The organism is Bradyrhizobium sp. DN3, from assembly GCF_041357655.1.
Classification (GTDB): Bacteria; Pseudomonadota; Alphaproteobacteria; order Rhizobiales; family Xanthobacteraceae; genus Bradyrhizobium.
The window spans coordinates 430,962-457,159 of sequence record NZ_JAULLN010000001.1 but is presented as its reverse complement, the minus strand read 5'-3'; the positions used below and the strand labels follow the sequence as shown (position 1 = coordinate 457,159).

Annotated in this window: 21 protein-coding genes and 2 pseudogenes; 16 read left to right on the top strand and 7 right to left on the bottom strand. The window is 63.6% G+C overall.

What is annotated here, in order from left to right; genetic code table 11:
* Positions 1-396: 396 nt before the first annotated feature.
* The 4 genes from AAE027_RS02015 to AAE027_RS02000 all read left to right on the top strand — a co-directional run bounded on the left by AAE027_RS02015 (position 397) and on the right by AAE027_RS02000 (position 4,363).
* Positions 397-1,989, top strand: a complete 1,593-nt coding sequence (locus tag AAE027_RS02015) for a coiled-coil domain-containing protein (RefSeq protein ID WP_370985021.1) — start codon at positions 397-399, stop codon at positions 1,987-1,989.
* Positions 1,990-2,112: 123 nt separating this feature from the next.
* The gene (locus AAE027_RS02010; protein ID WP_370985463.1) at positions 2,113-3,096 is read left to right on the top strand and encodes a TAXI family TRAP transporter solute-binding subunit; all 984 of its coding nucleotides are present in this window, start codon (positions 2,113-2,115) and stop codon (positions 3,094-3,096) included.
* Positions 3,093-3,722 carry a hypothetical protein gene (locus AAE027_RS02005; protein ID WP_370985022.1) on the top strand — a complete coding sequence of 210 codons (630 nt, stop codon included), beginning with the start codon at positions 3,093-3,095 and terminating at the stop codon, positions 3,720-3,722. Before AAE027_RS02010 ends, AAE027_RS02005 begins: the two co-directional genes overlap by 4 nt.
* A 26-nt stretch (positions 3,723-3,748) precedes the next feature.
* Complete coding sequence (locus tag AAE027_RS02000; protein WP_370985023.1) at positions 3,749-4,363, top strand: DsrE family protein; 615 nt, start codon at positions 3,749-3,751, stop codon at positions 4,361-4,363.
* 287 nt (positions 4,364-4,650) lie between these two features.
* Here the strand turns inward: AAE027_RS02000 and AAE027_RS01995 are convergent, their stop codons facing one another.
* On the bottom strand, positions 4,651-5,394 hold the full coding sequence (locus AAE027_RS01995; protein ID WP_091892681.1) for an SDR family NAD(P)-dependent oxidoreductase: 744 nt from the start codon (positions 5,392-5,394) through the stop codon (positions 4,651-4,653).
* Positions 5,395-5,537: 143 nt separating this feature from the next.
* Here AAE027_RS01995 and AAE027_RS01990 point away from each other — a divergent pair, with 143 nt between their 5' ends.
* The 5 genes and pseudogenes from AAE027_RS01990 to AAE027_RS01970 all read left to right on the top strand — a co-directional run bounded on the left by AAE027_RS01990 (position 5,538) and on the right by AAE027_RS01970 (position 11,768).
* The gene (locus tag AAE027_RS01990) at positions 5,538-6,308 is read left to right on the top strand and encodes a methyltransferase domain-containing protein (protein WP_370985024.1); all 771 of its coding nucleotides are present in this window, start codon (positions 5,538-5,540) and stop codon (positions 6,306-6,308) included.
* Between the two features lie 198 nt (positions 6,309-6,506).
* A complete protein-coding gene (locus AAE027_RS01985; protein WP_370985025.1) occupies positions 6,507-7,508 on the top strand; it encodes a DctP family TRAP transporter solute-binding subunit in 1,002 nt (333 codons plus the stop codon).
* 155 nt (positions 7,509-7,663) lie between these two features.
* Positions 7,664-8,143, top strand: a pseudogene (locus tag AAE027_RS01980) (TRAP transporter small permease); the annotation flags it as partial.
* Between the two features lie 216 nt (positions 8,144-8,359).
* Positions 8,360-9,640, top strand: coding sequence for a TRAP transporter large permease (locus AAE027_RS01975; RefSeq protein ID WP_370985464.1), 1,281 nt, complete (start codon positions 8,360-8,362; stop codon positions 9,638-9,640).
* Between the two features lie 198 nt (positions 9,641-9,838).
* A pseudogene (locus AAE027_RS01970) lies at positions 9,839-11,768 on the top strand (alkyl/aryl-sulfatase).
* A gap of 192 nt (positions 11,769-11,960) precedes the next feature.
* Here the strand turns inward: AAE027_RS01970 and AAE027_RS01965 are convergent.
* Both AAE027_RS01965 and AAE027_RS01960 read right to left on the bottom strand, forming a co-directional pair.
* Complete coding sequence (locus tag AAE027_RS01965) at positions 11,961-13,031, bottom strand: glycosyltransferase family 4 protein (RefSeq protein ID WP_091892693.1); 1,071 nt, start codon at positions 13,029-13,031, stop codon at positions 11,961-11,963.
* A 159-nt stretch (positions 13,032-13,190) separates the two neighbouring features.
* Positions 13,191-13,388 (bottom strand): hypothetical protein, encoded by a 198-nt coding sequence (locus tag AAE027_RS01960; RefSeq protein WP_176945818.1) that lies wholly within the window; start codon positions 13,386-13,388, stop codon positions 13,191-13,193.
* Between AAE027_RS01960 and AAE027_RS01955 the strand changes: the two genes are divergently transcribed.
* The 4 genes from AAE027_RS01955 to AAE027_RS01940 are packed head-to-tail and all read left to right on the top strand — an operon-like array spanning position 13,311 to position 19,217.
* Positions 13,311-15,074, top strand: a complete 1,764-nt coding sequence (locus AAE027_RS01955; protein ID WP_091892695.1) for an ABC transporter ATP-binding protein — start codon at positions 13,311-13,313, stop codon at positions 15,072-15,074. The two genes, AAE027_RS01960 and AAE027_RS01955, sit on opposite strands and share 78 nt — an antisense overlap.
* 56 nt (positions 15,075-15,130) lie before the next feature.
* Positions 15,131-17,335, top strand: a complete 2,205-nt coding sequence (locus AAE027_RS01950; protein WP_370985026.1) for an amylo-alpha-1,6-glucosidase — start codon at positions 15,131-15,133, stop codon at positions 17,333-17,335.
* Between the two features lie 23 nt (positions 17,336-17,358).
* A complete protein-coding gene (locus AAE027_RS01945) occupies positions 17,359-17,880 on the top strand; it encodes a PRC-barrel domain-containing protein (protein ID WP_165405311.1) in 522 nt (173 codons plus the stop codon).
* Between the two features lie 23 nt (positions 17,881-17,903).
* A complete protein-coding gene (locus AAE027_RS01940) occupies positions 17,904-19,217 on the top strand; it encodes an MFS transporter (RefSeq protein ID WP_370985027.1) in 1,314 nt (437 codons plus the stop codon).
* A gap of 53 nt (positions 19,218-19,270) precedes the next feature.
* Here the strand turns inward: AAE027_RS01940 and AAE027_RS01935 are convergent, their stop codons facing one another.
* The 4 genes from AAE027_RS01935 to fixL form a co-directional block, all read right to left on the bottom strand.
* Positions 19,271-19,969 (bottom strand): helix-turn-helix domain-containing protein, encoded by a 699-nt coding sequence (locus AAE027_RS01935; protein ID WP_176945822.1) that lies wholly within the window; start codon positions 19,967-19,969, stop codon positions 19,271-19,273.
* Positions 19,970-20,072: 103 nt separating this feature from the next.
* Positions 20,073-20,489 (bottom strand): response regulator, encoded by a 417-nt coding sequence (locus AAE027_RS01930; RefSeq protein WP_370985028.1) that lies wholly within the window; start codon positions 20,487-20,489, stop codon positions 20,073-20,075.
* Positions 20,490-20,547: 58 nt separating this feature from the next.
* Positions 20,548-21,165, bottom strand: coding sequence for a response regulator FixJ (gene fixJ / locus AAE027_RS01925; RefSeq protein ID WP_091892705.1), 618 nt, complete (start codon positions 21,163-21,165; stop codon positions 20,548-20,550).
* Between the two features lie 3 nt (positions 21,166-21,168).
* Positions 21,169-22,686 carry a sensor protein FixL gene (gene fixL, locus AAE027_RS01920; RefSeq protein WP_370985029.1) on the bottom strand — a complete coding sequence of 506 codons (1,518 nt, stop codon included), beginning with the start codon at positions 22,684-22,686 and terminating at the stop codon, positions 21,169-21,171.
* 204 nt (positions 22,687-22,890) lie between these two features.
* Between fixL and AAE027_RS01915 the strand changes: the two genes are divergently transcribed.
* The 3 genes from AAE027_RS01915 (at position 22,891) to ccoN (ending at position 26,192) form a co-directional block, all read left to right on the top strand.
* The gene (locus tag AAE027_RS01915) at positions 22,891-23,724 is read left to right on the top strand and encodes a universal stress protein (protein WP_370985030.1); all 834 of its coding nucleotides are present in this window, start codon (positions 22,891-22,893) and stop codon (positions 23,722-23,724) included.
* 42 nt (positions 23,725-23,766) lie between these two features.
* Entirely contained in the window at positions 23,767-24,192 is a 426-nt protein-coding gene (locus AAE027_RS01910; RefSeq protein ID WP_091892710.1) for a CBS domain-containing protein, read from the top strand.
* A gap of 350 nt (positions 24,193-24,542) precedes the next feature.
* Positions 24,543-26,192, top strand: a complete 1,650-nt coding sequence (gene ccoN, locus AAE027_RS01905) for a cytochrome-c oxidase, cbb3-type subunit I (protein WP_370985031.1) — start codon at positions 24,543-24,545, stop codon at positions 26,190-26,192.
* The last annotated feature ends 6 nt before the right edge of the window (positions 26,193-26,198 follow it).

The following is a 26,198-nucleotide window of genomic DNA, read 5'->3' as shown; positions in this document are numbered from 1 at the left end:
TTCGCACGACCGCGCCAGGAGAGGGGACTCTTCCCTCACGGGAAGATGGAGCGCGCTTTCATCTGTTGATGGCGACGTTGAACAGCGCGCCAGATCGCGGCGCGACCTTGGAGTTCCGTCGGGACGGATCAGACGTATTTTCGGCCGATGCTTGGCGCCGGCCGTGCCGCAGCGGTTGATTTAATTTGACTTTTGCGCAGGGTCAAAATTATATAGTTAATATATTTAATTATTTAATCATTATAGACAGTTATTTCGATCTAAGCGTGTTCTGATCGAGGATTGTAACCATGCGAACAGGCCGGGCCATTCGCTCCATTGGAGTTGCTGTCGAGAGAGGCGTGATCCATGCGCCGACCAATTGAGACTGCACCGAGGAACGGAGAAGGCATCTGGGTGGAAGATGCGACCGGGGCTGTTGAGGTCGGTCATTGGTCATCGGAGGCGGGCAAATGGGTCTGGCAGGACGGCTCTCCAATCAATCCTGCGCCGACCCATTGGTGTCCCGTAATCGAGGATGTCGATCCAGAGGAGGAACGATCGGGCAGTTGGCTTGTGACGGTGGCAATTTTTGTTCCCGTCATCCTCGTTGGGGCTTCCTTGCTCGGGGTGTTCGAGCCATTCCACGCGCAACCCTTTCCGGACATGACTCGCGCCGGCGACGGGAGCGCCCTCAGCCTCAATCAGCGGCCGGAAATCACGGCCGGATCGCTAGCTCTCCTTCAGCGCGAAACGGCCGGAGCTCTGATGCAGGCGGAGCCGGCAAGCGTGGTGCGACCACAGCCGCGGCTGGACGAAGAGGCTCCGCGCATTGAAGCGCTCGCCAACGAGCTGGCCGAGGCGAACAGAGAGCTCGACGAGGCAGTCCAGCGCACGCAGACGGCGGAACTCGCCGGTGAGGAGCTGCGGAAATCACTTCAACAGGAGCAAGCCCACAGCGCCGAGCTCGCGAACGAACTTGCCGGAGCCCGCCGCGAGATCGATGCCGGTAAGGCACAATCCCGCAACGCGGACGATGTGGCCGGGCAGCAGAGAGAGGCGGCGGCGGGAGAGATCGCAGAACTGCAGCAGTCCCTACAACAGGAGCGGCAAAGAAGCGGCCTCCTCGTGAAGCAGGCGAACACCGCGCAGGCAGCAGCGGCGAGCGCGGAGCAAGAACGCCACGAGGCGCAGGCACGCGCCGCCGCACTCGCGAGCGAACTCGCCGGAATTCCTCGCGGATCGCTCATGGCGGAAGCTGCGGCCGCGGAACAAACGGAGGCGACGGAGCGGGAGATCGCAGAGCTGCGACAGTCTTTGCAAGATGAGCAGCGGAAGAACGCCGACCTTGTCGCCGAGGCCAAAGCGGCGAAGGCGGCAACGGCCAATGCCGAACAACAACGTCGCGCTCTCGAAGAAGCCCAGGCGCACGCCGCCGCACTGGCGAGAGAACTCGCCGAAATGCGCCGTGAGATCGAAACCCGGAACGTGCAATTGCGCGAGGCGAACGATGCGGCTTCGCAGCAGAGACAGGCCGCAGACCGAGAGATTGCTGAACTGCAGCAGTCGCTGCAACAGGAGCGGAGCGCGACCGAAGCCAAGCAAAGAGACCGTGCATCGGCATGGGCCCCCACCGATGCGCGCCTTCCGGTGGAGCAAGCGAATGAAGCCTCGATCTTGCCGGCGACGCAGAACGTGGAAGTGACCGCAGCGGAGCCGCCGACAGCCGCAAACCAAAACGAGGCGGCGGCCAGATTGATCCCGCGCGCCAGGGCTTTGCTCGACCAGGGAAATATCGGTGCGGCGCGCATCGTCCTCGAGCTTGCGGCTGAGAAGGACATTGCGCAGGCAAGTTTCATGCTCGCCGAGACATATGATCCGGCGGTTCTGTCTGCCTGGGGTACCTATGGAACGCGCGGCGAAGCGGCCAAGGCGCGAGAGCTCTACGCCAGGGCATACCGGGGCGGTATTCGCGAAGCGAAGGAACGGCTGGATGCGCTGCAGCGCTGAGAATGGGCTCGTTGCATTTCGGCGGGACGAAAGGTTGTGGTGGCTGATTCAGAAGGGAACGACATGAACAAGGCGCCAAAGTCACTCTCGTTGCTCCTGCTCACCTGCTTGGTGCCGGTTGCGATGATGCTTCAAACGGCCTGCTTGGAAGCGCAAACCGCGAGAAATACCAGGGCCGATGCTCAGCTCGTCCGACGGCCGCTCCCGCAAGAGAATGAAAAGGACCGGATGAACGCCTGGACGGTCGGGCTCGCCGGCGGCCTGCTCGAGGGCGCGCCGATCCGCCTCGCCGCCGAAATGGCGCGCGTCGTCGACGACGGAGCAGACCTGCATCTCCTGCCGATCGTCACCCGGGGGGCCACCGACAATCTGAATGCGCTGCTCTATTTGCGTGGCGTCGATACCGCCATCATCAATTCCGACGCGCTCGAAGAATATCAGGCTCAGGCACCGCAGATCCGAAGCCGCATCACGTATCTGCTCAATCTCTTTCCATCCGAGCTGCACATTTTCGTGCGACCGGAAATCGCGAGCCTGCAGGATCTTGCCGGCAAGAAGGTGAACTTCAATACCCTGGGCACCGCAGCTGCCTATTCAGGACCACTGATCTTCAGCCGTCTCGGCATCGATGTCGACAAGACATTCATTCCGCATCAAATGGCCCTGGAGCAGATGCGCAAAGGCGAGATGTCGGCCGTCGTGTTCATCACATCGAAACCCGTCGACGCCTTCGTAAAGGGCCGCTGGGAGGCCGGATTCAAGTTCCTCCCGGTGCAGTACGATAGGAAGTTCGAGGACTATTATCTGCCTGCGACCTTGGACCCCAATGAGTATCCCAATCTGATCAAGCAAGGCGAGCGGGTCTCGACCATCGCGGTGCCGACGGCGCTCGTTGCGTTCAACTGGCCGCCACGCTCCAATCGCTATCAACGTGTGGCACGCCTTGTCGAGTACCTGTTCTCGCGAATCGACCGCCTGCAGGCTCCGGGCTTCGATCCGAAATGGCGGTCGATCAATCTCGCGGCATCCGTTCCCGGGCTTACCCGCTTCCAAGCCGCGCAGGAATGGCTGGATCGCAAGGCGCGCAGCGTACAGGCGGGGCCATGAAGACTGCCGCTCCTCGGCTCGCCGTCGCCTTGAATGTCGCCTGCGGAATCGCTTACGCGCAAAACACTGGCGATCCCATGGAAACACTTCGGGCTTGTTCGGCGATGGAGGGGCAAGCCCGGCTGGAATGTCTGCAAGACTTATCACGTAAGATCCCTCCGCCAAGTCGGCGGGGGGCAGATGACGGCTGGCTGGTCAGCGAGACCACTTCGCCGGTGGATTATCTGCCGATCGTCACCGCCACCACCTCATCCGTTAGCGGCTCTGATGGCGCCGCGATGCAACTCGCAATCCACTGCCGCAGAGGCCGCACGGAAGTCGTAGTCACCGGACCGGCGCTGTCACGCAGTGCCAACGAATACGTCATCTCTTTTCGGCTCAATGCGGATACGCCAATGCAACTCACGGCATCGTCGCCCTCATTCGGCTCCGGCGTCGCTTTCGGGGGCGACGTCGTCAAGTTGCTAAGCTCGCTACCCGACGACGGTCACATCGTTGTGCGCCTTTTCACCCGCGCTGGTCCGGTGCAAGACGGACAATTCCTGCTCAGCGGATTCGAAAATGTGCGCAAGAAAATGGCGGCTGCATGCAAATGGCCCCATGCCGTCGCCAGACCAGGAAGGTGATGGGCAGGGAAAATGGGAGATACAAGATGATCAATCCAAAATGGGCGATGGCAGTCATCAGCGGACTGGCGATGCTGCTTCTGATCGGACCAAGCGCGGCGCAGCAGGACAACCAGTTGATTCCGCAGGTGCGTGAGAAGAGCCAAGCGAGCAACCCGAAGCATCCGGCTCGACAGAAGCAGGTGAGCAAGCCGGCGCAGAATCAGGCGATCAAGCAGGATCCTGCGAACAACACGAAGATGGCTCAGGCGACCAAAGCCGAGAGCGCCAGGAAGCCGCATCGGCTGATACTGCAGGTCAATTCCAACGAACCTGCGATGATGAACCTCACACTCAACAATGCGACCAACGTCGCGCAATACTACCGCGATCTCGGTGAACCAGTGTCGATCGAGGTCGTCACTTTCGGTCCTGGCCTTCACATGCTGCGCGATGACACCTCGCCGGTAAAGCCGCGCATCGAGGTGCTCGCGATGAGCCATCCCGAAATCTCCTTCAAAGCTTGCGGCAACACCCAGGAAAACATGCGCAAGGCGGAGAACAAGGACATCAACCTGATTCCACAGGCCACGGTCGTCAAATCCGGTGTCGTCCGCGTCATGGAGCTGCAGGAGCAGGGCTGGAGCTACGTCAAACCGTGAGGTCCGGCGGCAAACCCAGGGCAATCGCATATGGGAAGCGGATTCCCTGCGGCCCATCCTTCGAGACGCCCGCTTTGGCGGGCTCCTCAGGATGAGGGCGGAGTGTGCGGAAGCAGTTTCAACGGCCTCGATGCCAATTAGCCTCATCCTGAGGAGACCGCTGGAAGCGGTCGTCTCGAAGGACGAGGCGCTTGCTCAGGCGGCTCCAAGAGATCATACGCGATAGCCCTGCCGGCAAACCGGACATGGCATGCGTTCGCGCGCCGAGCGGATTCTTGAGCCCGCCCCTAAAACTGGTATCTCCGCAAGCCTCCATCCACCGGGATCACCGTGCCCGTAATGTAGCGCGCCACCGGTGAGGCCAGGAACACTGCGAGCGCGGCCAGATCCTCCGGCTCGCCCCAATAGCCGACCGGGATCTCTTCCTCCGCGAAGCGCTCGCGATAATCCGGCGGGTAGTTGCGGCGGATCTGCTCGCTCATGATGCGGCCGGGCGGGATGCAGTTGATGGTGATGCCGTGCGCGCCGATCTCGCGCGACAAGCCCTTGGCCCAGGCGTGCACGGCGGCTTTCGCGGCGAAGGCGGCGTTGAGGCCTTCCGGCTCGGACTTGCCGGTGATGTTGACGATGCGGCCCCATTTGCGTTCGATCATCTGCGGCAGCAGCGCATGCGCGATGCGGCGGTAGCTGGTGAAATTCAGCGCGATCGCCTCGTCCCATTTGCTGTCGGGCGCATCGACGGGGAGGGGACGGCTACCGCCGGCATTGTTGACGAGGATGTCGACATGGCCGAGCTCCTTGATTGCAAACGCCGCGATCCTCTCCGCCGCGTCCTTCGCCATCACGTCCTGCTCGAACGGCGTTATCAGCCCGCCGCCGACCTCTTTCACCAGCTCGGCGAGCAGATCGGTCCGCCGCGCGACGCCAACGACGCGCACGCCTTCGGCAGCAAGGCCCTTGGCGATGGCGCGGCCGATGCCGATGCTTGCGCCCGTGACGACTGCGGTTTTCGATTTGAGCCCGAGGTCCATGGTGACACGCTCTCTTGTTGTTTCTTGGCTGTTGCTTTCGTTTCCTGCCCCGTCCCGCGGGCTTTGCGAATTGCCCGACCGGGACGAGCAGTGGTAACCAAGAGCTTCGGCGAAGGAAACATGAAAAAGAAAAGGCATCAGCGATGGTTTGGGACCCGCAGCAATATCTGAAGTTCTCCGGCCACCGGCTCCGGCCCGCCGTCGACCTGTTGATGCGGATTCCGGATTTCGCTCCGCGCGCGATCGCCGATCTCGGTGCCGGCGCCGGCAACGTGACAAAACTGATTAGGGAGCGTTGGCCGGAGGCCGCCGTGACCGGGGTCGAGGGCTCGGCCGAGATGGTCGCGGCCGGCCGCAAGGCCGCACCCGACGTGGAATGGTCGCATGAAGACCTCGGCCATTGGCGTCCAGCGAAGCAGTATGACCTGATCTATTCCAATGCCGCACTGCACTGGCTGCCCAATCATGCGGCACTGTTTCCGTCGGTGATGGAGAAGGTGACGCGTGGGGGCATGCTTGCGGTGCAGATGCCGCGCAATTTTACCGCGCCGTCGCATGTGCTGATCGGAGAGACCGCGCTGAACGGTCCCTGGCGGTCCAAGGTCGAGCATCTCGTCACCCCGCCGCCGGTCGAAGGGCCGGCCTTCTATCACGACCTGCTCGCACCGCTCTCGCAGAATATCGACATCTGGGAAACTGAATATCTGCAAGTGCTCGAAGGCGAGAACCCGGTGAAGGAATGGACCAAGGGGACCTGGTTGACGCGCTATCTCGATGTCTTGCAGGGTGATGAGAAGGCTGCGTTCGAAGCCGCCTATGGGATGCGGGTCGCAAAGGCCTACCCGAAGAATGCGGCGGGGCAGACGCTGTTCCCGTTCCGGCGCCTCTTCATGGTCGCCCAGCGCAAAAACTGATGGCACTGCCGCAATGCGGCAAAAGCGCTCGTTTCCTTGGACTGAAGCGGGCGCCGGGTTGCGCATCCGGCAGCGGTCAAGTTAGCTTGGCTGCGGCAAATTGGGCTTAGGTCTAGTTGTTCGGGTGGCGGATTGCTGCCACTACTGACCTGAAAAACAAAAAGACCCAGTTTAGACAGGTTGTTGGGAGGTTACTTCATGCGCAAGCTGCTTCTTGCAGTCGCCGCCACGGCTATTCTGTTGGTCCCTGCCTTCGCCCAGGCCCAGAATCCCATCGTCATCAAGTTCAGCCACGTCGTCGCCAACGACACCCCGAAGGGCAAGGGCGCGCTGAAGTTCAAGGAGCTCGCCGAGAAGTACACCGACGGCAAGGTCAAGGTCGAAGTCTACCCGAACTCCACGCTCTACAAGGACAAGGAGGAGATCGAGGCGCTTCAGCTCGGTTCGGTGCAGATGCTCGCGCCGTCGACCGCGAAATTCGCGCCGCTCGGCGTCAAGGAGTTCGAGGCGCTCGACCTGCCATGGCTGTTCAGGGATGACCAGACCTACGCCAACGCGATGAAGGGCACGGTCGGCAAATGGCTGTTCCAGAAGCTCGAGGCCAAGGGCATCACCGGGCTCGCTTATTGGGACAACGGCTTCCACATGCTCTCCGCCAACCGCCCCTTGCTGAAGCCGACCGATTTCCAGGGGCTTAAATTCCGCATCTCCGGATCGAAGATCGCCGACCAATATCTTCGCATCATGGGTTCGATCCCGCAGATCATGGCGTTCTCCGAAGTCTACCAGGCGCTGCAGACGGGCGTGGTCGACGGCTGCGAGAACACGGCGTCCAACTACCTGACGCAGAAGTTCTACGAGGTGCAGAAGGACATCACCGTGTCCTATCACGCGCATCTGCAATATGCCGTCATCGTCAACGCGAAATTCTGGTCGGGCCTGCCGCCCGACGTCCGCACCCAGCTCGACAAGGCGATGGCGGAGGCGACCGACTACACCAACTCGATCGCGCGCCAGGAGAACGAGGACGCGCTGGCCGAGATCAAGAAGCTGGGCAAGACCAATCTGCATTATCTCACCGACGCCGATCGCAAGGCGTGGCAGGAGGCGATGCAGCCGACCTACAAATGGGCGAAGGGACGGGTCGGGCAGGAGGTGCTCGATCTCCTCGCCAAGGAACTCGACGTCAAGATGAACTGACGGCCGCGCCCTACTAAGAACAATAACAACGGTCGGGGGTAATCGCACTCCCGGCCGTTTCGCTCTTGAATGGACGAGCCAATGCTGGGGGGACCAAGTTGCTGCGTGTGCTGAACCGTGTGCTCGATCATCTCGAGGAATGGCTGATCGCGACGATGATCGCGGCTGCGACGTCGCTCATCTTCGTCGCGGTGCTGCATCGTTACGGCGCCGGCCTGTCGATCGATATCGCCAGATGGGCGGAGGCCCGCAATCTGGCCTTCCTCGCCGTTCCCGCGCGCGCGACGTTCAGCTGGCTTGCCTCGCTCGACCTGTCCTGGGCGCAAGAGCTCTGCATCTACATGTTCATCTGGATGGCGAAGTTCGGCGCCGCCTACGGCGTGCGCACCGGCATCCATGTCGGCGTCGACGTGCTCGTCAACATCCTTCCGGGCGGATCGCGCCGCCGCGTCATCACCTTCGGGCTGTTGTGCGGCGCGCTCTTCACCGCCATCGTGAGCTATTTCGGTGCCGCGTTCGTCAGCCAGATGTGGCAGACCGGCCAGCAGTCCAACGATCTCGAAGCGCCGATGTGGGTGGTGTATCTCACCATCCCGCTCGGCTCCGGCTTGATGTGCTTCCGCTTCCTCCAGGTCGCGTGGTCGTTCTACCGCACCGGCGAGCTGCCGCATCACGACATGGCGGGCGTCGAGGGCGTCGAGGCGGACCCGGTGCATCCGGCCCCGGTCACACCCAGCCAGGTCGTCCGGGACGAGCGCAGCCCGCTCGGCTGGATCCTGATGCTGCTGCCGGTCCTGATCGTCGCCCTGTGCTTTGCGCATGCCGGCCACGTCATCACGCTGCCGCATGGCCTGCGCGTCGTCATCGTGTTCGCACTTCTACTCTCGTTGATGCTGACGGGCATGCCGATCTCGATCGCGCTGGGCCTGACCGTGCTCAGCTTCATGTTCACGCTGACCGATGTGCGAACGGAATCGGTGGCGCTGAAGCTGTTCACCGGCATCGAGAATTTCGAGATCATGGCGATCCCGTTCTTCATCCTTGCCGGCAACTTCCTGACTCATGGCGGCGTGGCGCGCCGGATGATCACGTTCGCGACCGCGCTGGTCGGCCATTGGTACGGCGGTCTCGCTTTGTCGGGCGTGGTCGCTTGCGCGCTGTTCGCGGCAATTTCCGGCTCCTCGCCGGCGACCGTGGTGGCGATCGGTTCGGTGATCCTGCCTGCGATGGTCGCGCAAGGGTTTCCGAAGCGGTTCGGGGCGGGGGTGATCACGACCTCCGGCTCGCTCGGCATTCTCATTCCGCCGTCGATCCCGATGGTTCTCTACGCCGTCTCCACCAACAGCTCGGTCGGTAAGCTCTTCATCGCGGGCATCGTGCCGGGATTCGTCCTCGCCACGCTGCTCGGCGCCACGACGTTCTATCGTGCCTGGCGCAACGACTATCCGCGGATGCCGAAGGCCACGTTGCTCCAGCGTCTGGATGCGTTCCGCAAGTCGATGTGGGGCATCCTGCTGATCGTGATCGTGATCGGCGGCATCTACAGCGGCTTGTTCACGCCGACCGAAGCTGCGGCCGTCAGCGCGGTCTACGCCTTCATCGTCGCAGTGTTCATCTACAAGGATCTGAAGCTGCGCGACGTACCGCGGGTGCTGCTGTCATCGGCGAACCTTTCGGCGATGCTGCTCTACATCATCACCAACGCCGTGCTGTTTTCGTTCCTGATGACCTACGAGAACGTGCCGCAGGCGCTGGCGCAATGGATGATCGACCAGGGCTTGGGGTGGATCGGCTTCCTGCTCGTCGTCAATCTGCTGCTGCTGCTGGCGGGCAACGTGATGGAGCCGTCCTCGATCATCCTGATCATGGCGCCGATCCTGTTTCCGGTCGCGGTCAAGCTCGGCATCGATCCGATCCATTTCGGCATCCTGATGACGGTCAACATGGAGGTCGGGCTGTGCCATCCGCCCGTCGGCCTCAATCTCTACGTCGCCTCAGGCATCGCCAAGATGGGCATCACCGAGCTCACCGTCGCGGTGTGGCCGTGGCTCCTGACCATGCTGACGTTCCTAGTGATCGTGACCTATTGGCCCGGCCTGTCGTTGTGGCTGCCGACGCTGTTGGGGATGTAGCGGCTTAACCCCGTCTCGTTCTGGGGAGAGGGCAAATCGTAGCCCGGATGGAGCGCAAGCGTAATCCGGGACTTTCCCGCGTCTGGATCGAAACCCCGGATTGCGCTTCGCTCCATCCGGGCTACGGCTCGCTCCTTCCTCCGATGGCAATCAACCGCGAGATGCGGTTAGATGGCCGCGACAGGCCGGAGAACAGATATGACAGAATCCAGCAGCGAACCGAAAGGCGCAACGCCGTCCGTCATCGCGCAACACGAGGCCATGCTGAACGCGCTGCCGTTCTCCGACACGCGGGATTTCGACGATGCCGCGCGCGGCTTTCTCGGCACGATCGAGAATGCGACGGTCACACATCCGCAGGGGCGGACGGTCTGGAGCCTTGCGCCCTATGGCTTCCTCGCCGAGCAAGAAGCGCCGCCCACCGTCAATCCGAGCCTGTGGCGGCAGTCGCGGCTCAACATGCATCACGGCCTGTTCGAGGTCGTGCCGGGCGTCTATCAGGTGCGCGGGCTCGACATCGCCAACATGACGCTGATCGAGGGCGACAGTGGCGTCATCGTCGTGGATACTCTGACCTCGATCGAGGGCGCGCGCGCTGCGCTCGATCTCTACTTCAGGCATCGTGGCGAGCGCCCGGTTGCGGCCGTCATCTTCACGCACACCCACACCGATCATTGGGGCGGCGCGCGCGGCGTGCTGGAGGAGGATGCGCTGGCGACCAGCCGCGTGCCGATCATCGCGCCGAACCTGTTCATGGAGCACGCCGTCTCCGAGAACATCATCGCGGGACCGGCGATGCTGCGCCGGGCGCAGTACCAGTTCGGACCGTTCCTCGCCAAGGGCGCGCGCGGGCAGGTGGACTGCGGCCTCGGCAAGTCGATGGCGGCAGGCTCGGTCGCGCTGCTGCGCCCGACCGATTTGATCATGGCCACCGGCGAGACGCGCATCATCGATGGCGTCGAGTTCGAATTCCAGATGGCGCCGAACAGCGAAGCGCCGGCGGAGATGCATTTCTTCGTCCCGCGCTACAAGGTTCTGAACCTCGCCGAGAACTGCACCCACAATTTCCACAATCTGCTGCCGTTCCGCGGCGCCGATGTGCGCGACGCGCTGGCCTGGTCGAAATATCTGGGCGAGGCCCTGCTGCTCTGGGACGGCAAGGCCGAGGCGATGTGCGGCCAGCATCACTGGCCGGTGTGGGGGAGGGATCGGATCGGCACCATGATCCGGCAGCAGCGCGATCTCTACAAATTCGCGCACGACCAGACCATCCGCCTGATGAACCACGGCCTCACCGCCGCCGAGATCGCCGAAACGATCCAGCTGCCGAAGAGCCTGGAAGCCGCCTGGCACGGCCGCGGCTATTACGGCCACATCCGGCATAACGTGAAGGCGATCTACCAGAAATATCTCGGCTGGTACGACGCCAATCCGGTCAATCTCGACCCGCTGCCGCCGGTTGAATCAGGCAGGAAGTATGTCGAGTACATGGGTGGCGCGGATGCCATTCTGGCGCGGGCGCGGACGGATTTCGACAAGGGCGAGTTTCGTTTCATCGCGCAAGCGCTCGGCCATCTCGTCTTCGCCGAGCCGGACAATCAGGCGGCGCGCGCGTTGCTGGCGGATACGCTCGAGCAGCTCGGTTATGCCGCCGAAAGCGCGACCTGGCGCAACGCCTATCTGTTCGGTGCCCAGGAATTGCGCCAGGGCATGCCAAAGGTGTCGGCGCGCCCGCCGATGCCGCGCGAGACGCTGGCCGCATTGCGCACCTCGCAGCTCTGGGACGTGCTCGGCATCCGCCTCAACGGCCCGAAAGCGGAAGGCAAGCACATCGTGCTGAACTGGAGTTTTTCCGACACCGGCGAGACCTTCGTTCTCAATCTGGAGAACTCTGCGCTGACCTACACCGAGGGCGTGCAGGCGGACGGCGCCGATGCCAGCTTCACACTGGCGCGCTCGACGCTCGACGAGGTCATCGCGAAACAGACCAGCTTTCCGGAGGCGGTCGCCGCCGGCAAGATCAAGCTCTCAGGCAATCCGATGCGGCTCGCCGAGCTGATGGGGCCTGATGGACGAATTCCCGCGCATGTTCGAGATCGTCGAGCCGAAGCGGACGGGCGTGGTGTAGGGAAGCGCGGTGTCGGCTTCTTCCCTTATCCCCTTGTGGGAGAAGGTGGCGCGAAGCGCCGGATGAGGGGTCTCTTTCCACGGAGAAACTTTTCTATGCGGAAGCAACCCCTCACCCAAGCGACTGTGCCGCTTGGTTCTTGAGCCCTCTCCCACAAGGGGAGAGGGCACTTCCACTGGCGGTGTAGAAAATCTACTCCGCGCTGCTCACCAGCTTGATCCGCGGTGCTTGTTCCTCGGTCAGGCTGCGATACGCCGCGAGATAGTCCAGTGCCATGCGCCGCGCCGTGAAGCGCGTCTCGAACTGCTTGCGGATCGCGGCGCGGTCGAGCTGCGGCAGGCGCTTGATCACCCCTGCCGCGCTGATGACGTCCTCGACCACGAAGCCGGTCAGGCCTTCGTCAATGATCTCCGGCACCGAGCCGCGGTTGAAGGCGACGACCGGCGTTCCGCAGGCCATGGCTTCGATCATCACGAGGCCGAACGGCTCCGGCCAGTCGATCGGCAGCAAGAGGCCGAGCGCGCCGCTCAGGAAGTCCGATTTCTCGTGATCGCTGATCTCGCCGATGAACTCCACCAGCGGATTGTTCTCGATCATCGGCCGGATCAGCTCGTCATAGTAATCCTGGTCGGCGCGATCGACCTTGGCGGCGATCTTCAGCGGGATGCCGCAATGGGTCGCGATCTTGATGGCGCGGTCGACGCCTTTCTCCGGCGCGATGCGGCCGAGCACGGCGAGATATTCTTGGCGAGCCGGCTTCGGCGTCAGCAGGTTCTCCGGCAGGCCGTGGTGGATCGTCGTCACCCAGCTTGCCTGCGGCACCGGGCGGCGCTGCGCATTGGAGATCGAAATGACGGGCATCTTCGTGAAGGTGTTGAAGACCGGCTGGTGCTCCGGCAGGTCCAGCCGGCCGTGCAGCGTGGTCACGAACGGCGTCGGCTGCCGGTGGAACAGCGACCACGGGTAATAGTCCAGATGGAAGTGGAGGAAGTCGAACTCCTCATCGTCACATTTCTGCCGCACCCGCTCCAGGAGCACCATGTGCAGCGCATTGGGATCGCGCACGGAACCGTCGAGACGGAGCGCCCGCGGCCATAACGCATCCAGCTTTCCCGAGGTTTGCGAGTCGCCGCTGGCGAACAGCGTCACATCGTGTCCAAGGGCCACCAGCTCTTCCGTCAACCAATGCACCACCCGCTCGGTGCCGCCATACAGCTTGGGTGGAACAGCCTCCGTCAACGGAGCAACCTGCGCGATGCGCATCTCACCATCTCCTTTGTGCGATCATGATCGAAGAGCCCCCGCCAGTACGGCACCGGCAATGCCAGACAAGGGAACGTTCCCGCACTTGCGAAGTTCCTTCCCCCAAACGTTACATATTCGACACGTGCGGGGGTGTCTCGATGCTGCCATCACATCTTCTCAGATCGTCCGCATCCGCATGTCGTGATCGCCCGGCCCGGGAACCGAGGCGAAGCGGTCGATGTTCAGTTCGATCGGTAAACAACATCCGAAAATCATCACGACGGGGTCGGTAGCCACATGGATCAGCTTTCTGGATACGCGCGCAGGCCATTTGCTTTTGTCCTGCGCTATCTCCGGCGTCGTCTTGCGTCGCATCTGGTGATCCTGACCGCTGTTGTGGCAGCCGTTGCCTGCTCCGTGGGCACTCAGTATGGCGTCAAATCCCTGGTCGACAGTCTGTCCGCCGGACCATCACATGGTGGCAGCGTATGGCTGGCATTCATTTTACTCATGTCGCTGATCACCGCCGACAACTTCCTGTGGCGGATCGCGAGCTGGACGGCGAGCTTCACCTTCGTCCGGGTCACAGGTGATTTACGCCGTGACATATTTCGTCATCTGACCGGTCACGCACCGAGCTACTTCTCCGATCGCATGCCGGGCATGCTGACGAGCCGCATCACGGCGACCTCGAACGCGGTGTTCACGGTCGAGAACATGTTCGTCTGGAACGTGCTGCCGCCCTGCATTGCCACAGTTGCGGCAATCATGCTGATTGGAACCGTGAGTCCCTATATGGCGCTCGGCCTGATCGTGATCGCCGGCGGCATGGTGATCGCGATGTTCCACCTGGCCGCCGCCGGCAAGCCGCTGCATGACGATTTCGCCGACAAGGCCGCGGTGGTCGACGGCGAGATGATCGACGTGATCAGCAACATGCCGCTGGTGCGCGCTTTCTGCGGCATCAGCCACGAGCATGAGCGGTTCGATGCGACGGTGAACCGGGAGCTCACCGCGCGAGGCCGCAGCCTGCGCTATCTGGAGAAGCTGCGGCTCACGCATGCCGGCGTGACCGTCGTGCTGACGGTGGCGCTGATGGCCTGGGCGATCACGTTGTGGCAGCGGGGTGAGGCGACCACCGGCGACGTCGTGCTGGTCTGCACCCTTGGCCTATCCATTCTCAATGCCACGCGCGACCTCGCGGTGGCGCTGGTCGACGTCACCCAGCACGTCGCACGGCTGACCGAGGCGATCGCCACGCTGCTGGTGCCGCACGAGCTGCGCGATCACCCCGAGGCCGAGCCCCTCGTCAAGAGCGGCGCTGCGATCGCGTACAACAACGTCACCTTCGGCTATCCCGGCGGCGAGAAGATCTTTGAGCGGTTCAGCCTGCGCCTGCAGCCCGGCCAGCGCGTCGGTCTGGTCGGCCAGTCCGGCGGCGGCAAATCGACGCTGTTCACGCTGCTCCAGCGCTTCTACGATACCGACGAGGGCAGCATCACCATCGACGGACAGGACATCTCGAAGGTGACGCAGCTGAGCCTGCGCGAGGCGATCTCGGTCGTGCCGCAGGACATCTCCTTGTTTCATCGTTCCATTCGCGAGAATATCCGCTATGGTCGCCCGAACGCGACCGATGACGAGGTGCTGCGCGCGGCGATCGCGGCGCGCTGCGATTTCGTTGAGAGCCTGCCCGACGGCCTCGACACCATGGTCGGCGATCGCGGTGTGAAGATGTCGGGCGGCCAGCGCCAACGCATCGCGATTGCGCGCGCCTTCCTCAAGGACGCGCCGATCCTGCTGCTCGACGAGGCGACCGCAGCGCTTGACAGCGAATCCGAGGAGGCGATCCGCGAGGCGCTGTCGCGGCTGATGCGTGGCCGCACGGTGATTGCGATCGCGCACCGCCTGGCGACGCTGCGCAATTTTGATCGCGTGGTGGTGCTCAAGGCCGGTAAGATCATCGAGGACGGCGCGCCCGACCGGCTGATGCAGGCTCACGGTCCCTACCGTGAGCTGGTGACGCAGGAGATGAGCCGGCTCTCGAAGTTCGCCGCGTAGATCCAGCAGGCGCGTTCGTTGGTTGCGTTTCGAATCAAGGCGCAGGGGAGCAGCTCATGGCAGCCGAAACCGTAACCCAGATCATTTCGATATCGCAGACGGCCGAAGCCGTCGCGGAGCAGACGTTCTACATTCCGATGACGGGACCCGCCGCCCGGCCGCGGCGGTCCCTCAAGCACGACGATACCTTCATCGTTCTCGACAGCCATGGCGACATCGGCGCTTCGGCGGGCGGGCCGGACGGGCTGTTTCACCACGACACGCGCTATCTGGCGCGGCTGGAGCTCGTGCTCGACGATCTCCAGCCGCTGCTGCTCGGCTCGAACCTGCGCGACGACAATTCGGCGTTGACAGTCGATCTGACCAATCCCGACATCTACCGTCAGGGCCGCCTCGTGTTCCAAAAGGATCTGCTGCACATCGTGCGCACGATCTTCCTGTGGCGCGGTGCCGCCTATCAACGCATCGGCGTGCAGAACCACGGCGACGCGCGCGCCAGTTTCGAATTGACGCTGCTGTTCGACAACGACTTCGCCGACCTGTTCGAGGTCCGCGGCGAGCGGCGCCCGCGCCGCGGGACGGGCACGAGCCGGCTGCTCGGCCCGACCGACGTGTTGTTCGGGTATCGCGGCCTCGACGACGCCGAGCGCACCACCGGCCTGCATTTCGACCCGCGCCCGACGCGGCTGTCAGTCAATGCCGCGACATGGCAGCTCGAGCTCGACCCGCACGAGGCCAGATCGCTGTTCGTCGCCGTCTCCTGCAACCGGCCGGTGACGGAAAAGCCGGCGCGGTTCTTCCAGGGCCTCCTGGCCCACCGCCGCGAGATGCGGCAGTCGACCATGGGCGCCGCCAGCATCGAGACCTCCAACAACATCTTCAACGAGGTGCTGTGTCAGGCCATGGCCGACCTCAACATGCTGATGACGGAGACCCCGCAGGGGCGTTATCCCTATGCCGGCATACCCTGGTACTCGACGACGTTCGGCCGCGACGGCCTGATCACTGCGCTACAGATGCTCTGGATCGATCCGCGCGTTGCCAAGGGCGTGCTCAGACGGCTCGCGCATTTCCAGGCGAAGGCGATCGATCCGCTCGCCGACGCCGCGCCTGGAAAGATCCTGCACGAGATGCGCGGCGGCGAGATGGCGGCGCTGGGCGAGGTGCCGTTCTCCCAATATTACGGCAGCGTCGATTCGACCGCGCTGTTCGTCCTGCTCGCCGGAAGCTATTTCGAGCGCACTGGAGACGAGGCCACGTTGATCGAGCTGTGGCCGGCGATCGAAGCGGGGCTCGCCTGGATCGACGGTCCTGGCGATCCCGATCAGGACGGCTTCGTCGAATACCAGCGCGCGACGGAGAAGGGGCTGGCCAACCAGGGCTGGAAGGATTCCTACGACGCGATCTTCCATGCCGACGGCCAGCTCGCGGAAGGCAACATCGCGCTCGCCGAGGTCCAGGGCTACGTCTACGCGGCCAAGCAGCTCGCTGCGCGCTGCGCGCTGCGGCTCGGCAAGCCGGACCGCGTGCGCCAGCTCGAGGCCGAAGCCAAGGCGCTGGCCGAGCGCTTCGAGAAGGCGTTCTGGTGTGAGGAGCTCGGCACCTATGCGCTCGCCCTCGACGGCAGGAAGCGTCCCTGCAAGGTGCGGACCTCGAATGCCGGGCAGGTGCTGTTCAGCGGCATGATCCGCGAGGATCGTGCCCGTCTCGTCGCCGCCGATCTGATGCGACCGCATTTCTACTCGGGCTGGGGCATCCGCACCGTCGCGCAGAGCGAGGTGCGCTACAACCCGATGTCCTATCATGACGGCTCGATCTGGCCGCACGACAACGCGCTGATCGCGCTCGGGCTCGCGCGCTACGGCCTCAAGCATTCGGTGGCGCATGTCTTCAAGGGGCTGTTCGACGCGGCGACCTATATGGACCTGCGCCGGCTGCCCGAATTGTTCTGCGGCTTCCGGCGCGAGAAGCGGCGCGGCCCGACGCTCTATCCGGTCGCCTGCGCGCCGCAGGCCTGGGCCAGCGCGACGCCATTCACGCTGCTGGAGGCGGCGCTGGGCATCGAATTCGACGTGGCACGCTGTGAGATTCGCATGCGTAATCCGCATCTGCCGACGTTCCTGAACGAGGTGATCCTGCGCGATCTGCGGCTGGGCGGGTCCAGCGTGGATCTGCGCGTCAGCCGCCATGGCGACGACGTGGCGCTGGAAGTGTTGCGCACGCGCGGCCAGATCCAGGTCTCGATCGTGCTGGCGCGCTAGCGGCGCGCCGTGAGGAGGGTGCGATGCGTGCGATCGGAGCACTGATCCTGGGCATAGCCATCGTCTCGGGCCTGGCGGTGGCGACCTCGCGCGCCGCGGAGGATCAGCCCGCGGGCGCGAGCGAAGCGAATGCGCCGCCGACGGCACAGCCGCCGGCCTCGACCGTTCCGGTCACCCCCAAGGATGCCGCCCCACCGCCCTCGGTGACCATCATCGGCGCAAGCGAGGCGCATGGCGTCCTCGGCCGTGACGTGCGCAGCGCCGCCGGCGAAGACATGGGCCGCATCGTCGACGTCATCGTCGATCGCACCGGCCATGTGCGTGCGGCGGCGATCGATTTCGGCGGCTTCCTCGGCGTCGGCAGCCGCAAGATCGTGGTGGACTGGAACGCGCTGCGCTTCGGCAAGATCGCCAACAAGAAGGACAGCATCACGCTGGAATTGACCAAGGCGCAGGTCGCGGCGGCGCCGGAATACAAGGAAGACACGCCGATCGTCGTGCTCGGCGCGTCCGGCAGCCTTCAACCGCTGCAAGCGATTCAGTGAGGTGCCCGGAGGGCTGACCGCCTGTGCTGTTGTCGAGAAAGCCGAAACATGCAGATCGCGACGGCCGCGTTGAGCAGAACAACGTCGCCGCGTCGCCGGCTGCAGGCCTTCCGGCACCGTCGCGCCAGAGCCTGCGCGGGCTCGACTGGTTCATCTTCTTCCTCGCCGATGTGCAGACCGGATTCGGTCCGTTCATCGCGGTTTATCTCACGACGCAGAAATGGACCCAGGTCGAGATCGGCCTCGTGCTGTCGATCGGTGGCATCGTCGCCCTGATCGGGCAGATGCCGGGCGGCGCGATCATCGATGCGGCAAAATCGGAACGGCTGGTGGCCGCCCTTGCGATTGCCACCATCGGCTGCTGCGCGCTTGCCTACGCCGCGATGCCGATCTTCCCCGTCGTGGTGACCGCCGCCACCCTGCATGCGATGGCGAGCTGCGTGCTGGGGCCGGCGATTGCGGCGATCAGCCTCGGCCTGGTCGGCCCGCTCGCGATCGGCGAGCGTCTCGGCCGCAATGCCCGCTTTGCCTCGCTCGGCAACGGCGTTGCGGCGGCGGTGATGGGCACTGCCGGGTACCTGCTCTCGAGCCGCTCGGTCTTCCTGGTCACCTTCCTGCTCGCGATCCCGACCCTGATCGCGCTTTCGCGCATCCGCGAGCACGAGGTCGACATTAGACGCTGTCACGGCGAGATGCCGCCTGAAGCCGCGGATCGCGGCGACACCAATGTCTGGCACCTGATCCGGCAGCGTCCGCTGATCGTGTTCGCGCTGAGCGTGCTCTTGTTGCAGCTCGCGAATGCCGCGATGATGCCGTTGATGGCGAGCGCGGTGACGGCGCGGTCGAGCCAGTGGGCGACGGTGCTCGTCGCCTTCTGCATCGTCGTGCCGCAAGCGATCGTGGCGCTGCTGTCGCCGAGCATCGGGCGCAAGGCACAACTCTGGGGCCGGCGGCCGCTGCTCCTGATCGGATTCGGCGCGCTGACGATTCGCGGCCTGTTGTTCGCAACCGTGCGCGATCCCTATCTGCTCGTGCTGGTGCAGGTGTTCGACGGCCTCACCGCGGCCGTGTTCGCGGTGATGATTCCGCTGATCGTCGCCGACGTCGCCTTCGGCAGCGGTCACTTCAACCTGGCGCAGGGCATCGTCGGCACGGCGACCGGCATCGGTGCGTCCTTGAGCACCGCGCTTGGCGGCTATGTCAGCGACAAGTTCGGCAACGCCACCGCCTTCATCGGACTGTCCGGCATCGCCGCGATGGGGCTTCTGCTGATTCTGTTCGTGATGCCCGAGACGCGGCGCGCGGGTATGATCGCGGCCAAAGAGATGGCCGGCTGACGAATTCAGCCGGCCAAGGAAAAGTCGAGTGGGTGGGGAGGAGGTCGTCGAAATCAGGCGTCCAGATTGTGCAGGCGCTGGCGGTTGCGCAGCACGATTTGGCGCGCGCCGGAGAAGCCCAGGATGCCCTGGGTGTGAAGCTGCGACAGCGCACGCGACACGGTCTCGAGCGTGAGGCCGAGATAGTCGCCGATGTCGCGGCGGCACATCGGCAGCGCCATCATGCCAGCAACGGCGAGGCGGCGGTCCATTTCGAGCAGGAAGGTCGCAACGCGCTCCATCGCGGTCTTGCGCCCCAGCAGCAGCATGTGGTCCTCGGCGTGGCGCAGCTCGGAAGCCGTCATGGCCCAGAGCTTGCGGGCGACCTGGACGTCGATGCCGGCGGCCTTCTCGAGGCTGGCGCGCTTCACGAGGCGCACGGTGGTGTCGATGATGGCTTCGGCGGCGAGACGGTGACTGGCGCCGGATTCGAGCCCGAACACGTCGCCGGGAAGATGGAAGGCGCCGATCTGGCGGCGGCCGTCGGAGAGAAGCTTGTAGCTGCGCACCGCGCCGGTGATGACCTGATAGACATATTCGGCCGGCTCGTCCTCGCCATAGATCTCCTCGTCCTTGCGGTAGGAGAACTCCGTGGCGACGAGGCCGACATGGCCCGTGATCGCGCCGAACTGGTCGGTGACGGGATGGGCAGGAGCAATCTTGCCACCAATCTGGGTATTGATTGCCTTGGTGTTGATCGTCTGGGTCAGCATCTGCGCCATCTCCGTTGTGATGACGCATTGGTACGCGGTATCGGGGGCTTCGAAAATTTCGAGCGATATCTTAAGGGGGTTGCCTTACGTAGAATCCCGTAGGTCAGGCGCGGGGGTGCTCCTGGATGGCGCGGCGGATGCGCTTGAGCAGGTTTTCGTCGAGAAGCGGCTTCAGGACCACGTCTTTCACCCCCGCCGCGGCCGCCCGGGCCGAGATGTTCTCGTCCGGATAGCCGGTGATCAGGATCACGGGGGTCTCGCTGTCGGACTGGCGCAGCCGGCCGGCGAGCTCGATGCCGTTGATGTCGGGCATCTTGTAGTCGATCACGTAGCAGTCCGCGCCCGGAGCACCGCTCGCGTTGAGCAGGGCCGTGCCGCTCCTGAAGGTCCGCACGGCAAAGCCGTCGGTCTCCAGCAGGAACCGCAGGGATCCCAGGACGGCGGCATCGTCGTCGACCACATAGACGGTGGGTTTTGTGGGAGACGATGGCCGCGCATGGTGTGAGCTGACCTCGATCATGTTGCTTGACTAGCACGGGTCTCGCCAAGGGTCTTGACCTGCCTCAAGGCGACCTGGCTCAATCGTTGAGCATGCCGGCGCGCATCGCCATGCGGACCAGCTCCGAGAGGCTGCCCGCCTGCATCTTGGTCATCACATTGGCCCGGTACACCTCGATGGTCCGCGGGCTGATGTCGTATTCGCGGGCGATCAGCTTGTTGGAAAGACCTGCGATCAGTCCCTCCATGACCTGGCGCTCCCTCGGGCTCAAGGAGGCGACGCGGGCGGCGATGTCCTGCGAAATGGCCTCACTCTTGGCCGCCGGTTCGGCCTGGCGGATCGCCGTCTCGATCATGGTGATGAGACGGTCGTCCTCGAAGGGTTTCTCCAGGAAGTCGACGGCCCCGAGCTTCATTGCCTCGACCGCGAGCGGCACGTCGCCATGCCCGGTCATGATTAGGATTGGAAACGGGCTGTTCTGCGCCTTCATGCGCTTCAGAAGCTCGATCCCGTCAAGGCCCGGCATGCGCACGTCGGAGACGACGCAGCCGAAGGCGAGGCCGGGCAGGGTGTCGATGAAATCTTTCGCGTTGTCGAACAGCGTGACGCCGAAGCCGGAGGAATCCAGCAGGAAGTTCAGCGAGTCCCGCATCGCAGCGTCGTCGTCGATGACGTAGACATGTCCCTTGGTGGTCATGAATCAGTTCTCGTCGGCTGCTGGCAAGGTGAAGCGGAATGTCGCCCCGCCCGATGCGTTGCTCTCGGCCCACATGCGGCCGCCGTGAGCTTCGATGATCGAACGGCTGATCGACAGCCCTACGCCCATGCCGGTTTCCTTGGTGGTGAAGAAGGTTTGAAACAGGTTTGGAATGACGTCGTCCTGGAAGCCGGAGCCGGTGTCGGAAACCTCGACCTCGATCATGTCGTCGGCAACGGGCTTGTTGGCCACCACGAGCTCTCGCTGCGGCGACTGCGCCATCGCTTCCAGCGCGTTGCGGAATAGGTTGACCAAGACCTGCTGGACCTGCACGCGGTCGGCCAACACCAGGTCCGCCTCCGGATTGAGATTGAAGCGGAGCTGGACATTCTGCTCGCGCGCGCCGGCGAGCCCGAGCGCGCCGGCTTCCTCGATCAGCTTGGACAGGCTCTCAATCCGCTTCTCCGACTCGCCGCGGGAGACGAAGTCGCGCAAGCGGCGGATGATCTGGCCGGCGCGCAAGGCCTGCTCCGAGGCGCGGTCCAGCGCGCTTTCGATCTTCGTCGTATTCGGGTCAACACTGCCGGCAAGCAGGCGCCGCGATCCCTTCATGTAGTTGCTGATCGCCGCCAGCGGCTGGTTGAGCTCGTGGGCGAGCGCCGAGGCCATCTCGCCCATCGCGGTCAGCCGCGAAACGTGGACGAGCTCCGACTGCAGCTGCTGAAGCCGCGCCTGGGTCTGCTGATGTTCGGTGAGATCGCGCACGAAGCCGGTGAAATAGAGCTCGCCGCCCCGTTGCGTCTGCCCGACCGAAAGGTGCATCGGGAACGTCGTGCCGTCGCGGCGCTTGCCGGTCACGATGCGGCCGATGCCGATGATGTGGGGATCGTTGGTCTTGAGGTAACGCACGATATAGCTGTCGTGACGCGATTGATCAGGCTCCGGCATCAGAATGCTGACGTTCCGACCAATGGCTTCCTGCCTGCTGTAGCCGAACAGCCGCTCCGCGGCGCTGCTGAAGAGCTGCATGATGCCGCGCGAATCGATCACGATCATCGCGTCTGGCACCGTTTCGAGAATCGAGCGAAGATGATTCTCCTGAGAGCGCAGGGCCTCTTCCAGATGTCTTTCCTCGTTGATGTCGAGGAATATCCCACTGAGGTGACGTGGTGAGCCGGAATCGTCTCGGATCACGCCGGCCCTGGCCCGGATCCATTGGCCCTTCCCCGAAGGACCGCCAACCTTGAAGGACACGTCGAATCCTGCGCCGCTCTCCGAGCTGCGCTCGATTCCCTGCAAGACGCGGTCCCGATCGCTGGGGGCCAGCAGCGACAGAAAGAGATCGTGGCTGATGGCATCATCCCCCTCGAGGCCAAACAGCCGCTTGGACATCTCGGACCATTCAAGGTCCCGAGTTCGCAAATCGAGATCCCAGGTGCCAACCCCGAATCCTTCGATGCGGAGCCGGAAATGCTCGCCCCGACCATCGTCTGCCGGAAGGGTTACGCGGGTCGGCGCCAAACTTCACTCCTCGCTAAAGCGCGGTCGGCAGGATGCGCTTACCGCTCATGACAATGTCGCTCAAGGTTCGTTCGGAGGCAAGCCGGATTGAATTCATTGGCGGAATTCCTGCGACATGACGGCCGGCGATTTGATCTATCTCATCCTGCCTTGCGTCGGCGAGGCTAGATTTCGCGGCAGTTCATTGCCTGCCGGAGAATCCCGATGACATACGCGACCGTGATGGTCAGCCTGGCGCTCGATCAGTCCAACGAGGCGCGCCTTCAGGTCGCGGGCGAGCTCGCCGAGCGATTCGAGGCGGCCATCGTCGGCGTTGCCGCGGCTCAGTTCGCGCCGCCGCTTTATTTCGCCGACGGCGCTGAAGCACAAGTGCTGATCGAGGATGGCGAAGCCTCCGTCAAGCGGCGGCTCGCCGGTCTCGAGGCGCAGTTCCGCGCCGCCACCAGGAATCGCGGCGGACACGCGGAGTGGCGCAGCGCCATGGATTTTCCGACGCGTTTTGTCCTGGAGCAGGCGCGCTGCGCCGACATCGTCATCAGCGGCGGACAGAGCCCCGCCTTCTCTGACGCCTTTGCGCTCGCAAGCGCCAAGGACCTGGTGATGCAGGCTGGCAGGCCGCTTTTGGTCGTTCCCGATAACGCCAATTGGCTCGATCTGCGCAGCGTGCTGGTGGCGTGGAAGGACACGCCGGAGGCGCGGCGGGCAGTCGTCGACGCGTTGCCGATGCTGCGCAAGGCGAGGGACGTCACCATCGTCGAAATTCCGGAGCAGGGCGACAACCGCTCGGTCGTGATGGCCGGCGTCAGCGACGTGGCCGCCTGGCTCGCCCGTCACGGGGTCACCGCGACAGCGCGCGTCTCGGAGGCGGCGCGGAACGAAAGCGCTGCCGCGCAATTGGACAAGGTCGCCGGCGACGTTGGCGCCGGCCTGATCGTTGCGGGCGCCTATGGTCATTCGAGATTTCGTGAACTGATCCTAGGCGGCGTCACCCAGTATCTGGTCACACAATCTGCCCGCAGCGTGCTGCTGTCGCACTGAGGGCCGGCCGCCCGGCCAGTAGCGACTCGAGGAGGACGCGCCATGTACAGATTTCTCGAACAAACCGTCGACCGCTACATGACACGCAACGTAAAAACGGTGCAGCGCGACCGCGACTTGCTCGAGCTCAGCGAGATGTTCGAGACCGACGACTTCAACTCGTATCCGGTCGTGGATGACGGCCAGGTGGTCGGCATCGTCACCAAGTTCGACATCCTGAAGTGCTTCGCCTTCACGCCGAGCCAGATGCTGCCGCGCTATCCCGACTTGATGAGTCGCAAGATCGGCGACGTCATGACACCCGAGTTCATCTATGTCGGCCCCGAGACGCGGCTGACGCGCGTGCTCCAGATCATGGTCGAGCATCGCATCAGGAGCATCATCGTGCTCGACGGCGCGCAGAATTTGGCCGGAATTATCGCCCGCGAGGACGTCATCGCGGCGCTCAAGGCGACGGCGCGGGACTGACGCGATGCCTTTCCCCTTCTCCCCTTGTGGGAGAAGGTGGCATAGGCGGCCTTCGGCCGCCGTTCTTAACAACGCCGAAGCGAAGCTTCGGCTACGGCGCCGGATGAGGGGTATGTCTCCACAGAGACACCGTTCCCCGCCGCACCAACCCCTCACCCAAGCGAGTTTGCCGCGCTGTCCTCTCCCACAAGGGGAGAGGGCACTTCAACTGGCCGCACCGAGAAAATACGGAGGAACCCAGAAAATATTCGTCGGCTACGGCTAACCTCCAAGGCCATCTTGATTTCAATCAATTCCCCGCGAGGGTGAATGTGGTTTCTGGCGTCGTGTTCTTTCGAGAGAGAATCCGCATGAGCCAGCCCTCCATCTCCAAATCCATGACCATCGGCGAAAGCGGCCTGTCTGTCGTGTTTGCAGTCGCCGCCTTCCTCTGCGTGATCGCTGCGGCCAAGGCGCTCGATGCGCCCTTTGCCTTCCATGCTGCGCTCAGCGCTGCGGCGAGCCTGGCTGCGGTGTTCTTTATCGTGAACCGCTATTTCGAACGGCCGGCCACGCTGCCGCCGGCGGAGATCAATGGCCGGCCCAACTACAACATGGGGCCGATCAAGTTCACCGCCTTCATGGCGATGTTCTGGGGCATCGCGGGCTTCCTCGTCGGCCTCATGATCGCCTCGCAGCTGGCCTGGCCTGCGCTGAATTTCGACCTGCCCTGGACCAGCTTCGGCCGTCTGCGACCGCTGCACACCTCCGCGGTGATCTTTGCCTTCGGCGGCAACGTGCTGATCGGCACGTCGTTCTACGTCGTGCAGAAGTCCTGCCGCGCGCGTCTGGCTGGCGATCTCGCGCCCTGGTTCGTCGTGATCGGCTACAACTTCTTCATCCTGATCGCCGGCACCGGCTATCTGCTCGGCGTCACGCAGTCGAAGGAATATGCCGAGCCGGAATGGTATGCCGACCTCTGGCTGACCATCGTCTGGGTCGCCTACCTGCTGGTCTTCCTTGCCACCATCTTCAAGCGCAAGGAGCCGCACATCTTCGTCGCGAACTGGTTCTATCTCGCCTTCATCGTGACGATCGCGGTGCTGCATCTCGGCAACAATCCGGCGCTCCCGGTCTCGGTGTTCGGCTCGAAGTCCTACGTCGCCTGGGGCGGCATCCAGGATGCCATGTTCCAGTGGTGGTACGGCCATAACGCGGTCGGCTTCTTCCTGACCGCCGGCTTCCTCGCCATCATGTACTACTTCATTCCGAAGCGCGCCGAGCGGCCGGTCTATTCCTATCGGCTGTCGATCATCCACTTCTGGGCGCTGATCTTCCTCTACATCTGGGCAGGTCCCCACCACCTGCACTACACGGCGCTGCCGGACTGGACCCAGACGCTCGGCATGACCTTCTCGATCATGCTGTGGATGCCCTCCTGGGGCGGCATGATCAACGGCCTGATGACGCTGTCGGGCGCCTGGGACAAGCTGCGCACCGATCCCGTGCTGCGCATGCTCGTGGTCTCCGTCGCCTTTTACGGCATGTCGACCTTCGAAGGTCCGATGATGTCGATCAAGGTGGTCAACTCGCTCAGCCACTACACCGACTGGACCATCGGCCACGTGCATTCCGGCGCGCTCGGCTGGGTCGGCTTCGTCTCCTTCGGCGCGCTCTACTGCCTGGTGCCGTGGGCCTGGAATCGCAAGGGCCTCTACAGCCTGAAGCTCGTCAACTGGCACTTCTGGATCGCCACCCTCGGCATCGTTCTCTACATCTCGGCGATGTGGGTGTCCGGCATCCTCCAGGGCCTGATGTGGCGCGCCTACACCTCGCTCGGCTTCCTCGAATATTCCTTCATCGAGACCGTCGAGGCGATGCATCCCTTCTACATCATCCGCGCCGCCGGCGGCGGCCTGTTCCTGATCGGCGCGCTGATCATGGCCTACAATCTCTGGATGACCGTCCGCGTCGGCGAGCAGGAAGTCCAGATGCCCGTCGCTCTTCAGCCGGCGGAATGAGGAGTT

Coding starts and splice junctions, on each gene's coding strand:
- AAE027_RS01955 (WP_091892695.1), top strand. CDS start 13,311: ATGGATCAGCTTTCTGGATACGCGCGCAGGCCATTTGCTTTTGTCCTG.
- AAE027_RS01950 (WP_370985026.1), top strand. CDS start 15,131: ATGGCAGCCGAAACCGTAACCCAGATCATTTCGATATCGCAGACGGCC.
- AAE027_RS01960 (WP_176945818.1), bottom strand. CDS start 13,388: ATGCGACGCAAGACGACGCCGGAGATAGCGCAGGACAAAAGCAAATGG.
- AAE027_RS01910 (WP_091892710.1), top strand. CDS start 23,767: ATGTACAGATTTCTCGAACAAACCGTCGACCGCTACATGACACGCAAC.
- AAE027_RS01985 (WP_370985025.1), top strand. CDS start 6,507: ATGCGCAAGCTGCTTCTTGCAGTCGCCGCCACGGCTATTCTGTTGGTC.
- AAE027_RS01945 (WP_165405311.1), top strand. CDS start 17,359: ATGCGTGCGATCGGAGCACTGATCCTGGGCATAGCCATCGTCTCGGGC.
- AAE027_RS01930 (WP_370985028.1), bottom strand. CDS start 20,489: ATGATCGAGGTCAGCTCACACCATGCGCGGCCATCGTCTCCCACAAAA.
- AAE027_RS01990 (WP_370985024.1), top strand. CDS start 5,538: ATGGTTTGGGACCCGCAGCAATATCTGAAGTTCTCCGGCCACCGGCTC.
- fixJ (WP_091892705.1), bottom strand. CDS start 21,165: ATGACCACCAAGGGACATGTCTACGTCATCGACGACGACGCTGCGATG.
- AAE027_RS01965 (WP_091892693.1), bottom strand. CDS start 13,031: ATGCGCATCGCGCAGGTTGCTCCGTTGACGGAGGCTGTTCCACCCAAG.
- AAE027_RS02005 (WP_370985022.1), top strand. CDS start 3,093: ATGAAGACTGCCGCTCCTCGGCTCGCCGTCGCCTTGAATGTCGCCTGC.
- AAE027_RS02000 (WP_370985023.1), top strand. CDS start 3,749: ATGATCAATCCAAAATGGGCGATGGCAGTCATCAGCGGACTGGCGATG.
- AAE027_RS01995 (WP_091892681.1), bottom strand. CDS start 5,394: ATGGACCTCGGGCTCAAATCGAAAACCGCAGTCGTCACGGGCGCAAGC.
- AAE027_RS01935 (WP_176945822.1), bottom strand. CDS start 19,969: ATGCTGACCCAGACGATCAACACCAAGGCAATCAATACCCAGATTGGT.
- ccoN (WP_370985031.1), top strand. CDS start 24,543: ATGAGCCAGCCCTCCATCTCCAAATCCATGACCATCGGCGAAAGCGGC.
- AAE027_RS02010 (WP_370985463.1), top strand. CDS start 2,113: ATGATGCTTCAAACGGCCTGCTTGGAAGCGCAAACCGCGAGAAATACC.
- AAE027_RS01915 (WP_370985030.1), top strand. CDS start 22,891: ATGACATACGCGACCGTGATGGTCAGCCTGGCGCTCGATCAGTCCAAC.